At 71.5% G+C, this 13,918-nt stretch carries 11 protein-coding genes; 9 read left to right on the forward strand and 2 right to left on the reverse strand.

The features are described 5' to 3' along the window. The first annotated feature begins 163 nt into the window (after window positions 1-163). Complete coding sequence (locus ACFVSN_RS25170) at window positions 164-742, forward strand: TerD family protein (protein WP_380444424.1); 579 nt, start codon at window positions 164-166, stop codon at window positions 740-742. Between the two features lie 224 nt (window positions 743-966). Continuing rightward, entirely contained in the window at window positions 967-1,944 is a 978-nt protein-coding gene (locus ACFVSN_RS25175; RefSeq protein WP_387956620.1) for a TerC family protein, read from the forward strand. A gap of 75 nt (window positions 1,945-2,019) precedes the next feature. Here the strand turns inward: ACFVSN_RS25175 and ACFVSN_RS25180 are convergent, their stop codons facing one another. Further along, the gene (locus ACFVSN_RS25180; RefSeq protein ID WP_380498191.1) at window positions 2,020-2,673 is read right to left on the reverse strand and encodes an MBL fold metallo-hydrolase; all 654 of its coding nucleotides are present in this window, start codon (window positions 2,671-2,673) and stop codon (window positions 2,020-2,022) included. Between the two features lie 45 nt (window positions 2,674-2,718). Further along, on the reverse strand, window positions 2,719-3,453 hold the full coding sequence (locus tag ACFVSN_RS25185) for a maleylpyruvate isomerase family mycothiol-dependent enzyme (protein ID WP_387956621.1): 735 nt from the start codon (window positions 3,451-3,453) through the stop codon (window positions 2,719-2,721). Between the two features lie 268 nt (window positions 3,454-3,721). Between ACFVSN_RS25185 and uvrA the strand changes: the two genes are divergently transcribed. The 7 genes from uvrA to gap all read left to right on the forward strand — a co-directional run bounded on the left by uvrA (window position 3,722) and on the right by gap (window position 13,801). After that, entirely contained in the window at window positions 3,722-6,634 is a 2,913-nt protein-coding gene (uvrA, locus tag ACFVSN_RS25190; protein ID WP_380505493.1) for an excinuclease ABC subunit UvrA, read from the forward strand. A gap of 97 nt (window positions 6,635-6,731) precedes the next feature. Then, complete coding sequence (locus ACFVSN_RS25195; protein WP_380444438.1) at window positions 6,732-7,178, forward strand: Rieske (2Fe-2S) protein; 447 nt, start codon at window positions 6,732-6,734, stop codon at window positions 7,176-7,178. Window positions 7,179-7,274: 96 nt separating this feature from the next. Continuing rightward, window positions 7,275-9,329 (forward strand): excinuclease ABC subunit UvrC, encoded by a 2,055-nt coding sequence (gene uvrC, locus ACFVSN_RS25200; protein WP_380498188.1) that lies wholly within the window; start codon window positions 7,275-7,277, stop codon window positions 9,327-9,329. Between the two features lie 118 nt (window positions 9,330-9,447). Then, the gene (gene rapZ, locus ACFVSN_RS25205) at window positions 9,448-10,332 is read left to right on the forward strand and encodes an RNase adapter RapZ (protein ID WP_380444441.1); all 885 of its coding nucleotides are present in this window, start codon (window positions 9,448-9,450) and stop codon (window positions 10,330-10,332) included. 63 nt (window positions 10,333-10,395) lie between these two features. Continuing rightward, window positions 10,396-11,493 (forward strand): uridine diphosphate-N-acetylglucosamine-binding protein YvcK, encoded by a 1,098-nt coding sequence (yvcK, locus tag ACFVSN_RS25210; protein ID WP_387599377.1) that lies wholly within the window; start codon window positions 10,396-10,398, stop codon window positions 11,491-11,493. Beyond that, window positions 11,484-12,464, forward strand: a complete 981-nt coding sequence (gene whiA, locus ACFVSN_RS25215) for a DNA-binding protein WhiA (RefSeq protein ID WP_218199523.1) — start codon at window positions 11,484-11,486, stop codon at window positions 12,462-12,464. The genes yvcK and whiA overlap by 10 nt, the downstream gene beginning before the upstream one ends. A gap of 329 nt (window positions 12,465-12,793) precedes the next feature. Further along, the gene (gap, locus tag ACFVSN_RS25220; RefSeq protein WP_380444443.1) at window positions 12,794-13,801 is read left to right on the forward strand and encodes a type I glyceraldehyde-3-phosphate dehydrogenase; all 1,008 of its coding nucleotides are present in this window, start codon (window positions 12,794-12,796) and stop codon (window positions 13,799-13,801) included. The last annotated feature ends 117 nt before the right edge of the window (window positions 13,802-13,918 follow it).

A 13,918-nucleotide genomic window follows, 5' to 3' on the forward strand; every position in this document is an offset into this window, starting at 1 on the left:
TCGCGGGTGCCGCAGGCCCTAGGCTGGCCTGCGGCATTCGCGCTCCCGGGACGGAGTGGCGGGCCGGAAGACGAGGGGGCCTCAGCCGGGGGACGGCGACGGGGTGTTCCAGCAGGGAGCCGCGCGCGGACCGGGCGCGCGGCCGGGCAGAGAGGACAACGTCGTGTCGGTGAGTCTTGCCAAGGGCCAGAAGGTCAGCCTCCAGAAGGGCTCGGGCGGTGAGCTGACCGTGGTCCGGATGGGCCTCGGCTGGCAGGCCGCGCCCAAGCGGGGCCTGTTCGGCACCCGCACCCGGAAGATCGACCTGGACGCCTCGGCCCTGCTGTACGCCGAGCGGACTCCCTCCGACGTCGTGTTCTTCCAGCACCTGGAGTCCACCGACGGCTCGATCCGGCACACCGGGGACAACCTGGAGGGCGGCTCGGGCACGGACGACGACGAGGCGATCCTGGTCGACCTGCTGCGCGTGCCGGCGCACATCACCCAGGTCGTCTTCACGGTGAGCTCCTACACCGGCCAGACCTTCGCCGAGGTCCGGAACGCGCACTGCCGCCTGGTGGACGAGACGACCGGGGTGGAGCTGGCCCGCTACGAGCTCGCCGGGGGAGGGCCGCACACCGGCCAGATCATGGCGAAGGTCTTCCGCGACGGCTCCGGCGGCTGGGCCATGCAGGCGATCGGCGCCCCGGCCCGCGGGCGGACCTTCCAGGACCTGCTCCCGGCGATCGAGCCGTTCCTCTGATCCTTCCGACCTCGCCCGGTTCTTTACCTTCTTTACCCTTCCTTGCCGCTCCTGTTACTCTCGATGGCAGCGGAGGGGAGTATTCCTCGTAGCAGTAGCCCCGTCATCACGGGCGCCCGTCGCGGCGCCCCGGGGCACTGGTCCGGCCCGGGCGCGTCCCGGCGGGCGGAAGAGACCTCCGGCAGTGACGATGACCGTCTCGCCTAGCTGCCGGAGGAGCAGTAATGGACGTTTCCGTAGCCATGTGGGCCACCACGGTCGGTGTGCTGATCGCACTGATCGTGGCGGACTTCTTCATCGGAGGGCGAAAGCCGCACGAGGTCTCGGTCAAGGAGGCCGGGATCTGGACCGTGGTCTGGGTCGTGCTGGCGGTGCTCTTCGGCGGCTTCCTCTGGTGGCACTCCGGCGCGCAGCCGGCCGGTGAGTTCTTCGCCGGCTACATCACCGAGAAGTCCCTCAGCGTCGACAACCTCTTCGTGTTCATCCTGATCATGGGCAAGTTCGCGGTGCCCAGGGTCTACCAGCAGCGCGTGCTGATGTTCGGCGTGATCATCGCGCTGGTGCTGCGGGCGGTGTTCATCGCCGGCGGCGCGGCCCTCGTGACGCAGTTCTCCTGGGTGTTCTTCATCTTCGGCGGCTTCCTGATCTGGACCGCCTGGAAGCTGATCAAGGAGGCGCGGGCCGACGAGGAAGAGGAGGAGTTCGAGGAGAACCGCCTGCTCAAGTCGATCGAGCGGCGCTTCCCGTCGACCGACAAGTACCACGGCACCAAGCTCTTCATCCGGGAGAACGGCCGCCGGCTGATGACCCCGATGCTGATCGTCATGCTGGCGATCGGCACCACGGACGTGCTGTTCGCGCTGGACTCGATTCCGGCCATCTTCGGCCTGACCCAGGACCCGTACATCGTGTTCACCGCCAACGCCTTCGCGCTGATGGGCCTGCGCCAGCTGTACTTCCTGATCGGCGGCCTGCTGAAGAAGCTGGTCCACCTGTCGTACGGCCTGTCGGTGATCCTCGGCTTCATCGGCGTGAAGCTGGTGCTGCACGCGCTGCACGAGGCCGGCGTGCACGTGCCGGAGATCGGCATCCCGTTCTCGCTGGGCTTCATCGTGGTGGTGCTGGCCGTCACCACGGTGACCAGCCTGACGGCCTCGAAGAAGCAGGAGCGGGCGGCCGAGCGCGAGAAGCTCGACGCCTGACCCTCCGCACGCACGCCAGGAGCTCCCGGGACGCCGTCCCGGGGGCTCCTGGCCGTTCAGGGCCTCCGGCGGGGCCTACCAGCCGCGCTCGCGCCATTCGGCGAGGTGCGGGCGCTCGGCGCCGACGGTGGTGTCGTTTCCGTGGCCGGGGTAGACCCAGGCCTCGTCCGGGAGGACGTCGAAGATCTTCTCGTTGACGTCCCGGAAGAGGGTCCGGAAGGCCTCCGGGTCCCCCCAGGTGTTGCCGACGCCGCCCGGGAAGAGGCAGTCTCCGGTGAACACGTGCGGGTGGCCCTGCGGGTCGTCGTAGATCAGCACGATGGCGCCGGGGGTGTGCCCGACCAGGTGCCGGACGGTCAGCTCGGCCCGGCCGACGAGCAGCTTGTCGCCGTCGGCGAGCCGTAGCTCGGTGGGGACGTCGATGCCCTCGGCGTCGTGCTCCCCGGCGGCGGTGCGGGCGCCGGTGGTGGCCACCACCTCGGCGAGTGCTCCCCAGTGGTCGTGGTGCCGGTGGGTGGTGACGACCGTCGCCAGGTCGTCGCCGACGGTCTCCAGCAGCGCCGGGGCGTCGGCGGCGGCGTCGATCAGCAGCTGCTCGTCGGTGGCCGGGCAGCGCAGCAGGTAGGCGTTGTTGTCGTACGGGCCGACGGCCACCTTCGTGATGATCAGGTGGGCCAGCTCGCGCACGTCCGGGGGCCCGCCGACCTTGACCGCTCCGTGGTACGTCATCCGTCCGCTCCTCGTCGTGTCGGTCCTGGGATCATCCTCGCCCCCTCAGCCCAGCGGGGGAAGCTGGGGGAGCGCGGTGTCGGGGGTGCGCTTCAGGTCGGCGCCGTCGGAGCGGCCCGAGAGCCAGGCGAGCAGGGCCCGGACCGATCCCCGGACGGTCACGGCGGGTTCGCCGGTGCCGATCAGGCCGTGGTCCCCGGTGTCCTCGGCGACCAGCTCGACTCCCGGCAGCGCGGTGCCGTGGAGCTTGACGGCGAGCTTGTGGAACTCGACGACCGCGAACACCTCCGGCCACCGGGCCGGGCCGTAGCCGGCGTCCAGGTCGACCAGGTGGTACTCCAGCTCGCCGAGGCGCTTCCAGACCAGGTCGGCGGCCGGGAAGACGGCGCCGGAGCGGTGGTGGACGTCGGTGGCCCAGTCCTCGTCGGCCATCAGCGCGGCGGCCGCGGCGAAGCGCTCGTGCGACTCGCGCAGGTCGGCGAGCTGGGTCTCCAGCGGGCGCCCGGCACCGTCCTGGATCTCCTGGTCGCGGGCCTCCTCGCTGGCGTACTGCGGGATGTCGGTGCCGGTGCGGGCGCCGGTCAGCAGGTTGACCAGGGAGTCGGCGTTGCGGGCGAGGTGGGCCAGCACGTGGCCGCGGCTCCAGCCGGGGAGCGCGGAGGGCTCGGCGACGGCCGCGGGCTCCAGCCCGGCGACGGTCTCCAGCATGCTCCGGGTGCTCTCCCGGACCAGGCTCAGCCGCTCGGCGGCGACGGCGGCGGCGGACTGCGGGTCGGTCATCGGATCTGCCTTCGGTGCGAAGCGGTGCGTTGCCCCGTGGGGGCTCCGCTCGTTGACCAGTCGACGCTACCGCCGACACCGGAGCCCGAGCAGGGGCTTTTCAGGTCCGGGTACGGACGGCCCCGGGGCGGTCCTCACTCGTTCGGGTGGTCTCGGGTGGACAAAGTCGAGATTCGAACGTCTGAGCTATAGGCTGGCTGCCGCATCCTGGAAGAAGCACCCAATCTCACCGCAAGCCCTCTCGCCCCGGAGAAAGGCGCCAGAAGCAGTGGCCGACCGCCTCATCGTCCGCGGTGCTCGCGAGCACAACCTCAAGAACGTCTCGCTCGACCTGCCCCGCGACTCCCTCATCGTCTTCACGGGCCTCTCCGGCTCCGGCAAGTCCTCGCTCGCCTTCGACACGATCTTCGCCGAGGGCCAGCGCCGCTACGTCGAGTCGCTGTCCTCGTACGCCCGCCAGTTCCTCGGGCAGATGGACAAGCCCGACGTGGACTTCATCGAGGGCCTCTCCCCGGCCGTCTCGATCGACCAGAAGTCCACCAACCGCAACCCCCGTTCGACCGTCGGCACCATCACCGAGGTCTACGACTACCTGCGCCTGCTGTTCGCCCGGATCGGCAAGCCGCACTGCCCGCACTGCGGCCGCCCGATCGCCAAGCAGTCCCCGCAGGCGGTCGTCGACAAGGTGCTGGAGCTCGCCGAGGGCACCCGGTTCCAGGTGCTCAGCCCGGTGGTGCGCGAGCGCAAGGGCGAGTTCGTCGACCTCTTCGCCGACCTCCAGTCCAAGGGCTACTCGCGCGCCCGGGTGGACGGCGAGACGGTCCAGCTCGCCGAGCCGCCGAAGCTCAAGAAGCAGGAGAAGCACACCGTCGAGGTGGTCATCGACCGCCTGACCGTCAAGGAGAGCGCCAAGCGGCGGCTCACCGACTCGGTGGAGACGGCCCTGCGGCTGGCCGGCGGCATGGTCGTGCTCGACTTCGTCGACCTCCCGGAGGACGACCCGGAGCGCGAGCGCATGTACTCCGAGCACCTCTACTGCCCGTACGACGACGTGTCGTTCGAGGAGCTGGAGCCGCGCTCGTTCTCCTTCAACTCGCCGTTCGGCGCCTGCCCGGACTGCTCGGGCCTGGGCAACCGGATGGAGGTCGACCCGGACCTGGTCGTCCCGGACGTCGAGCGCTCGCTCGACGAGGGCGCCATCCACCCGTGGTCGGCCGGCCACGCCAAGGAGTACTTCCAGCGCCTGATCGACGCGCTCGCCCAGGAGCTGGGCTTCCGCACCGACATCCCGTGGGCCGGGCTGCCGGCCCGCGCCAAGAAGGCGCTGCTGTACGGGCACAAGCACCAGGTGGAGGTCCGCTACCGCAACCGCTTCGGCCGCGAGCGCTCGTACAGCACCGGCTTCGAGGGCGCGGTCCCGTTCATCCAGCGCCGGCACACCGAGGCGGAGAGCGACAGCAGCCGCGAGCGCTTCGAGGGCTACATGCGCGAGGTGCCCTGCCCGACCTGCCAGGGCACCCGGCTCAAGCCGGTCGTGCTCGCGGTCACCGTCCAGGACAGGTCGATCGCCGACGTCTCCTCGATGTCGATCAGCGACTGCGCCGAGTTCCTGGGCGCGATGAAGCTCAACGCCCGGGACAAGCAGATCGCCGAGCGGGTCCTCAAGGAGGTCAACGAGCGGCTGCGCTTCCTGGTCGACGTCGGCCTGGACTACCTCTCGCTCGACCGCGCGGCCGGCACCCTGTCCGGCGGCGAGGCCCAGCGCATCCGGCTGGCCACCCAGATCGGCTCCGGCCTGGTCGGCGTGCTGTACGTGCTGGACGAGCCGTCCATCGGCCTGCACCAGCGGGACAACCACCGGCTGATCGAGACGCTGGTGCGGCTGCGCGACATCGGCAACACCCTGATCGTCGTCGAGCACGACGAGGACACCATCAAGACGGCGGACTGGGTGGTCGACATCGGCCCGGGCGCCGGCGAGCACGGCGGCAAGGTGGTGCACTCCGGTTCGCTGAAGCAGTTGCTGGCCAACAAGGAGTCGCTGACCGGCCAGTACCTGTCGGGCAAGCGGTCCATCCCGATCCCGGGGGCCCGCCGCGAGCGGGACAAGAAGCGCCAGCTGACCGTCCACGGCGCCCGCGAGCACAACCTCAAGGACGTCACGGTCGGCTTCCCGCTCGGCACCTTCACCGCGATCACCGGCGTGTCCGGCTCCGGCAAGTCGACGCTGGTCAACGACATCCTCTACACCCACCTCGCCCGGGAGCTGAACGGCGCCCGCAGCGTGCCGGGCCGGCACACCCGGATCACCGGCACCGACCTGGTGGACAAGGTGGTGCACGTCGACCAGTCGCCGATCGGGCGCACCCCGCGCTCCAACCCGGCCACCTACACCGGGGTGTTCGACCACGTCCGCCGGCTCTTCGCGGAGACGCAGGAGGCCAAGGTCCGCGGCTACCTGCCCGGCCGGTTCTCCTTCAACGTCAAGGGCGGGCGCTGCGAGAACTGCTCCGGCGACGGCACCATCAAGATCGAGATGAACTTCCTGCCGGACGTCTACGTGCCGTGCGAGGTCTGCCACGGCGCCCGGTACAACCGGGAGACGCTGGAGGTGCACTACAAGGGCAAGTCCATCGCCGAGGTGCTGGACATGCCGATCGAGGAGGCGCTGGCCTTCTTCGAGGCCGTCCCGGCGATCGCCCGCCACCTCCGGACGCTCAACGACGTCGGCCTCGGCTACGTCCGGCTCGGCCAGTCCGCGCCGACGCTGTCCGGCGGCGAGGCGCAGCGCGTCAAGCTCGCCTCGGAGCTGCAGAAGCGCTCCACCGGGCGGACGGTCTACGTGCTCGACGAGCCCACCACCGGCCTGCACTTCGAGGACATCAGCAAGCTGATCAAGGTGCTCACCGGGCTGGTCGAGAAGGGCAACACGGTGATCGTCATCGAGCACAACCTCGATGTGATCAAGACCGCCGACTGGATCGTCGACATGGGCCCCGAGGGCGGCTCCGGCGGCGGCACGGTGGTCGCCGAGGGCACCCCGGAGCAGATCGCCGCGGTGTCGGAGAGCCACACCGGCAAGTTCCTCCGGGACATCCTCCCGGGCGACTTCGCCGACGCCCCGGTCGCCGTTCCGGCGAAGAAGGCGCCGCGCAAGCGGGCCGCCGTGGCGAAGAAGTAGTGCACGCGGGCACGGCCGCTCCCGCCCCGGGAGCGGCCGTGCCCGCCGCATAGACTTCCGTGGTCCCACGCCGCAGCCCACCCGCAGGAGCGCACCGATGTCCGAGGCCCCCGAGAGCAACCCCGCCACCTCCCGCCGCACCCTGCTCTGCGGCGCCGCGGCCGTCCTGGCGGCGGCCGGCGGCACCGTGGCGCTCACCGGCTGCGGCTCGTCGGCCGGTTCGTCCGGCTCCGGCGCCGCCCCCAAGGGCCCGGTGGACCTCGGCCCGGCCTCGGCGGTGCCGGAGGGCGGCGGCAAGGTCTTCCGCGAGCAGAAGATCGTCGTCACCCAGCCCACCGCCGGGCAGTACAAGGCGTTCAGTGCCAAGTGCACGCACGCGGGCTGCATCGTCGACCAGGTGAAGAACCAGCAGATCCAGTGCCCCTGCCACGGCAGCAAGTTCGCCATCGCCGACGGTGCCGTGGCGGACGGCCCGGCCCCCTCCCCGCTGCCCGCCTACACCGTCACGGTCGAGGGCGGCAACCTCAAGGTGACCCCGAGCTGACGCAGTTGAGCCCCGCCGAACAGACCCCCGCCGCGCCGGCGTCCGCCGATCGGATCGGCCCTCCGCACCCCCGGCCCCACTCGGTACGGTGGACCCATGGCTGACCCGAGCACCTACCGCCCGGCCCCGGGCGCGATTCCGACCTCACCGGGCGTCTACAGGTTCCGCGACGCCCACGGCCGGGTCATCTACGTCGGCAAGGCCAAGAGCCTGCGCCCGCGCCTGTCGTCCTACTTCCAGGACCTCGCCGGGCTGCACCCGCGCACTGCGACCATGGTCACCACCGCGGCGTCGGTCGAGTGGACGGTGGTGGCCACCGAGGTCGAGGCGCTGCAGCTGGAGTACTCCTGGATCAAGGAGTTCGACCCGCGGTTCAACGTGAAGTACCGCGACGACAAGAGCTACCCCGAGCTCGCGGTCACCCTCAACGAGGAGTACCCGCGCGTCCAGGTGATGCGCGGCGCGCACAAGAAGGGCGTGCGCTACTTCGGACCGTACGGGCACGCGTGGGCGATCCGCGAGACGGTCGACCTGCTGCTGCGCGTCTTCCCCGTCCGCACCTGCTCCAACGGCGTGTTCAAGCGCGCGCGGCAGGTCGGCCGGCCCTGCCTGCTGGGCTACATCGGCAAGTGCGCCGCGCCCTGCGTCGGCAAGGTCACCGCGGACGAACACCGCGCGCTGGCCGAGGACTTCTGCGACTTCATGGCCGGGCGCACCGGCAACTACCTGCGCCGCCTGGAGGACGGGATGCAGGAGGCCGCCGCGGAGATGGAGTACGAGAAGGCGGCCCGCCTGCGGGACGACATCGGCGCCCTCAAGCGTGCGATGGAGAAGAACGCCATCGTGCTCGCCGACGCCACCGACGCCGACCTCCTGGCCCTCGCCGAGGACGAACTGGAGGCCGCCGTCCAGATCTTCCACGTGCGCGGCGGCCGGGTCCGCGGCCAGCGCGGCTGGGTCACCGACAAGGTCGAGGACGTCGACACCGCGGGCCTGGTCGAGCACGCCCTCCAGCAGCTCTACGGCGGCGCCACTGCCGACGAACGCAGCGAGAGCGTCCCGCGCGAGGTGCTCGTCCCGGCCCTGCCGGAGCCGGACGGGCCGGTCCGGGAGTGGCTGAGCGGCCTGCGCGGCAGCCAGGTCGACCTGCGCGTCCCGCAGCGCGGCGACAAGAAGGACCTGATGGCCACCGTGCAGCGCAACGCCCAGCAGGCACTGGCGCTGCACAAGACCAAGCGCGCCTCCGACCTCACCACCCGCAGCCGCGCCCTCCAGGAGATCGCCGACGCGCTGGAGCTGGACTCCGTCCCGCTGCGCATCGAGTGCTTCGACATCTCCCACCTCCAGGGCGAGGACGTGGTCGCGTCGATGGTCGTCTTCGAGGACGGCCTGGCCCGCAAGAGCGAGTACCGGCGCTTCCAGATCAAGGGCTTCGCGGGCCAGGACGACGTCCGCTCGATGCACGAGGTGATCAGCCGGCGCTTCCGCCGCTACCTCCAGGAGCGCGAGCAGACCGGCGAGTGGGCCGTCGTCGAGTCCGAGGACGACCAGCCCGAGGACGGTCCGCGCACCGAGGACGGCCGTCCCAAGCGCTTCGCCTACCCGCCGCAGCTGCTCGTCGTCGACGGCGGCCAGCCGCAGGTCGCCGCCGCCAGGCGGGCCCTGGACGAGCTCGGCATCGACGACGTCGCCCTGTGCGGCCTCGCCAAGCGCCTGGAGGAGGTCTGGCTGCCGGGCGAGGACGACCCCGTCGTCCTGCCGCGCAGCAGCGAGGGCCTCTACCTGCTCCAGCGCGTCCGCGACGAGGCCCACCGCTTCGCGATCGGCTACCAGCGCAGCAAGCGTTCCAAGCGACTCACCGCCGGGGAACTGGACTCCGTCCCGGGCCTCGGCGAGACTCGCCGCCAGGCGCTGCTCAAGCACTTCGGCTCGCTGAAGAGGCTCCGGGCCGCCACCGTCGACGAACTCTGCGCCGTACCCGGCATCGGACGCCGCACGGCGGAGACTGTTGCGGCGGCGTTGTCCTCCCGTACACCCGCCGCACCCGCGGTCAACACCGCGACCGGCGAGATCATCGAGGACGGGGCCGACCAGGCCACCGCGCCGGTGGCCGCAGCACCCACGACCGCACCATCCCAGGAGACGCCATGACGGCCGACGCCGCCCGTCAGCCGGCGCGCCCGGCCGCCGACCGCCCCGGCGGACCGGCGCCGCACGGCCGCGCCATGCGCGTGCTCCCCAGCAGAAAGACCGAGAGCGGGGAACCGAAGTGACCGTGTCAGACGTGGCCGAGAACGTCCCGGAGCTGGTGATCATCTCCGGCATGTCCGGAGCCGGCCGCTCCACCGCGGCCAAGTGCCTGGAGGACCTCGGCTGGTTCGTGGTGGACAACCTGCCGCCGGCCCTCATCCCGACCATGGTCGACCTCGGGGCCCGCTCCCAGGGCAACGTCGCCAGGATCGGCGCCGTCGTGGACGTCCGCGGCCGGCAGTTCTTCGACGACCTGCTCACCTCGCTCGACGAGCTGGAGAAGCGCGGAGTCCGGCTCCAGGTCCTCTTCCTGGACTCCTCCGACGAGGCCCTGGTCCGCCGCTTCGAGAGCGTGCGCCGCCCGCACCCGCTCCAGGCCGACGGCCGGATCGTCGACGGCATCGCCCTGGAGCGCGACCTGCTGCGCGAGCTGCGCGGCGAGGCCGACCTGGTGATCGACACCTCCAACCTCAACGTGCACCAGCTGCGCGCCAAGCTCGACGCCCAGTTCGCCGACCACGACGAGCCCGAGCTGCGCGCCACCGTGATGTCCTTCGGCTTCAAGTACGGCCTGCCGGTCGACGCCGACCTCGTGGTGGACTGCCGCTTCCTGCCCAACCCGCACTGGGTCCCCGAGCTGCGGGCCCGCACCGGCACCGACTCCGACGTCGCCGACTACGTGTTCCAGCAGCCCGGCGCCAACGAGTTCCTCAACGGCTACGCGGAGCTGCTCCGCATCGTCACGGAGGGGTACCGCAGGGAGGGCAAGCGGTACATGACGCTTGCCGTAGGCTGCACCGGTGGCAAGCACCGCAGCGTCGCGATGTCCGAGCGCCTGACCAAGCGCCTCATCGCCGACGGCGTCGAAACGGTGCTGGTCCACCGAGACATGGGACGGGAGTAACCGCCGCCTCCTCGCCGGGCCGCCGGCCGGGCGGCCGCGGGCGAAGAGGAACGCGAGGTGGGTGTGACGGGATACGTGCCCGGACGGCAGCCGCACCACAAGAACGGCGACCGGACCGGGGTCCCTGCGAGGACCCCGGCTCCCAGCAAGCCGCGCAGCAGCCCCGCCCGGGCCAACCCGGCCCCCCGGATCACCGCCCTCGGCGGCGGCCAGGGCCTGTCCGCGTCGCTGTCGGCCCTGCGCCGGCTCACCAGCGACCTGACCGCCGTGGTCACCGTCGCCGACGACGGCGGCTCCAGCGGGCGGCTGCGCACCGAGCTGGGCGTGCTGCCCCCGGGCGACCTGCGCAAGGCCCTGGCGGCCCTGTGCGGGGACGACGACTGGGGCCGCACCTGGTCCGAGGTGATCCAGCAGCGCTTCACCGGCAGCGGCGACCTCGGCGGCCACGCCGTGGGCAACCTGCTGATCGTCGCGCTGTGGGAGAAGCTCGGCGACCCGGTCGCCGCGCTGGACTGGGTCGGCCGGCTGCTGAACGTCCAGGGCCGGGTGCTGCCGATGTCGGCGGTGCCGCTGGACATCGAGGCCACCGTCCGCGGCCACGACCCGGCCCACCCGGGCGCGGTCACGGCCGTCCGCGGCCAGGCCAGCGTCGCGGTCACGCCGGGCACCGTGCAGTCGATCCGGCTGGTGCCGGAGGAGCCGCCGGCCGTCCCGGAGGCCGTCGCGGCCGTGCGCGAGGCGGACTGGGTGGTGCTCGGCCCGGGCTCCTGGTTCACCAGCGTGCTGCCGCACCTGCTGGTGCCGGACCTCGCCAAGGCCCTGGTCGAGACCCGCGCCCGCCGCCTGCTCACGCTCAACCTGGCGCCCCAGCCCGGCGAGACCGAGGGCTTCACGCCGCAGCGCCACCTGGATGTCATCGCCGACCACGCCCCGGGGCTCGCCGTGGATGCGATCCTGGTGGACGAGCGGGCCGTCACCGGCGGCGCCTTCGGCCAGGCCGACCTGGACGGCCTGGAGAAGGCCGCCGAGCGGATGGGCGCGGCCCTGGTGCTCGGCCGGGTGGCCCGCACCGACGGAACCCCGCGACACGACCCGGAGCTGTTGGCGGCAGCGTACGACCGGATTTTCCGGACACATGGAAGGATCGGGCCATGGCGATGACTCCAGCGGTGAAGGACGAGATCAGCCGGCTCCCGGTCACCCGGGCCTGCTGCCGCAAGGCGGAGGTGTCGGCGATCCTGCGGTTCGCAGGCGGGCTGCACATCGTGAGCGGCCGGATCGTGATCGAGGCCGAGCTCGACACGGGGGCGGCCGCGCGGCGCCTGCGCAAGGACCTGCTGGAGATCTTCGGGCACTCCTCCGACCTCGTCGTGATGGCCCCCGGCGGGCTGCGCCGCGGCAGCCGGTTCGTCGTGCGCGTGGTCAAGGACGGCGAGCTGCTCGCGCGCCAGACCGGCCTCGTGGACGGCCGCGGGCGCCCGATCCGGGGCCTGCCCCCGGCGGTCGTCTCCGGGGCGACCTGCGACGCCGAGGCGGCCTGGCGCGGGGCCTTCCTCGCGCACGGGTCCCTCACCGAGCCCGGCCGCTCGTCCTCGCTGGAGATCACCTGCCCCGGCTCCGAGGCGGCCCTCGCCCTCGTCGGCGCCGCCCGCCGGCTCGGCATCCCCGCCAAGGCCCGCGAGGTCCGCGGGGTGGACCGGGTCGTCATCCGGGACGGTGACGCGATCGGCGCGCTGCTGACGCGCCTGGGCGCGCACGAGTCGGTGCTCGCCTGGGAGGAGCGCCGGATGCGGCGCGAGGTCCGGGCCACCGCCAACCGCCTCGCCAACTTCGACGACGCCAACCTGCGCCGCTCGGCCCGCGCCGCGGTCGCGGCCGGCGCCCGGGTGGCCCGCGCGCTGGAGATCCTCGGCGACGAGGTGCCCGAGCACCTGGCCGCGGCCGGCCAGCTGCGGATGCAGCACAAGCAGGCCTCGCTGGAGGAGCTCGGCGCGCTCGCCGACCCGCCGCTGACCAAGGACGCGGTGGCCGGCCGGATCCGCCGCCTGCTGGCGATGGCCGACAAGCGCGCCTCCGAGCTCGGCCTGCCGAGCACCGAGGCGAACCTCACCGACGAGATGGCGCTCAACTGACGAGCCGACGATCACGGTCGTGACCGATTCGCGGCCGGTGTCCGGATTCCGGGCACCGGCCGCCGTCGTGTCCGGACGGCCCGCGCGGGTCCGTGCGGCCGGAGTCCGGTTTGGCAAATTGGTAGAGACCACTGGCCCGGGTCCAACTGCCCGGGGAACCAAGGACGGAAGGCCTGAAATGGGGTTTGGGCCACGCCACGCCACGTCTCGCGAATTGGTGCGATGTGCCCTCCCAGGCCCCGGAGGGGTAGGGTCATAGGCGGTCGGGGACTTCCCAAATCTCACCCCCGTCGGCTTAGCTCCGGCGTACCTAACGAGGAGATCGGTTCGTGACGATCCGGGTAGGCATCAACGGATTCGGCCGCATCGGCCGCAACTTCTTCCGCGCGGTCAAGGCCCAGGGCGCGGACATCGAGATCGTCGGTGTCAACGACCTGACTGACACGAAGACCCTGGCTCACCTGCTCAAGTACGACACCACCCTGGGCACCTTCCCGGGCGAGGTCTCGCACACCGAGGACAGCATCACCGTCGACGGCCACACCTTCAAGGTGACGGCCGAGCGCGACCCGGCGAACCTGCCGTGGGCCGCCCTGGGCGCCGACATCGTCGTCGAGTCCACCGGCATCTTCACCAAGGCCGAGGCCGCGAAGAAGCACCTCACCGCCGGCGCGAAGAAGGTCATCATCTCGGCGCCCGCCACCGACGAGGACGTCACCATCGTCCTGGGTGTCAACGACGAGAAGTACGACGCCGCCAACCACCACGTCATCTCCAACGCCTCGTGCACCACCAACTGCGTGGCGCCGATGGCCAAGGTGCTGAACGAGAGCTTCGGCATCGTCAAGGGTCTGATGACCACCGTCCACGCGTTCACCAACGACCAGGTGACCCTGGACTTCCCGCACAAGGACCTGCGCCGTGCTCGTGCGGCCTCGCAGAACATCATCCCGACCTCGACCGGTGCGGCCAAGGCGACCGCCCTGGTCCTGCCGGAGCTCAAGGGCAAGCTGGACGGCACCTCGCTGCGCGTCCCGGTCCCGACCGGCTCCATCACGGACCTGGTCGTCACCCTGGAGCGCGAGGTGACCAAGGACGAGGTCAACGCCGCCTTCCAGAAGGCCGCGCAGGAGGGCCCGCTCAAGGGCATCCTGGCCTACACCGAGGACCCGATCGTCTCCTCGGACATCGTCAACGACCCGGCCTCCTGCATCTTCGACTCGCAGCTCACCATGGTCCAGGGCAACCAGGTCAAGGTGCTCGGCTGGTACGACAACGAGTGGGGCTACTCGAACCGCGTCGTGGACCTGGTCACCCTCGTCGGTGGCCAGCTCTGACGCAGTGGGAGCTGACGTGATGTGAGGGCGAGGGCCCGGACGGCGCACGACGCCGACCGGGCCCTCGTTCTGCGTACAAGAACCTTCCGGGCGGCCCCTGCGCCGTGCCGCCCACCT

Origin of the sequence: Kitasatospora sp. NPDC057904, assembly GCF_042887925.1 — a bacterium.
Taxonomy (GTDB): Bacteria; Actinomycetota; Actinomycetes; order Streptomycetales; family Streptomycetaceae; genus Kitasatospora.